Origin of the sequence: Virgibacillus sp. 7505 (assembly GCF_002272135.1) — a bacterium.
Taxonomy (GTDB): Bacteria; Bacillota; Bacilli; order Bacillales; family Amphibacillaceae; genus Terribacillus.
On the sequence record NZ_NPBF01000132.1, the window covers coordinates 1 to 306 of the forward strand.

Annotated in this window: 1 protein-coding gene; it reads left to right on the forward strand. The window is 47.7% G+C overall.

Annotated elements, in window-relative coordinates:
- Positions 1–15: 15 nt before the first annotated feature.
- On the forward strand, positions 16–306 hold a 291-nt coding region (locus CHH91_RS18265), incomplete at its 3' end, for an ATP-grasp domain-containing protein (RefSeq protein WP_286160846.1).

Genomic DNA, 306 nt, shown 5'->3' on the forward strand with positions numbered 1-306 from the left:
GTCCATCAACCTGAGTTGGTTGAGATTGCCCGCAAAATGGGCGAGCATTTAGGTCATGCTGGCTATATGAATGCCGATGTGTTTTTCAATGGCGATGATTACTATGTCATTGACATCAACCCTCGATTTGGCGGAGGTTATGCGTTTTCTCACCACGCTGGTGCTGATGTTCCTTCCGCCATTATTGCCCTTACAGCAGGGAAGACTGTCAAAGAGGAGTGGCTGACGACACGGCCCAATCTTGAACTTGCTCGCCATGACATCGTTGTCCCAATTGAGAAGACATTTTCAAAACTGCATCCAAGT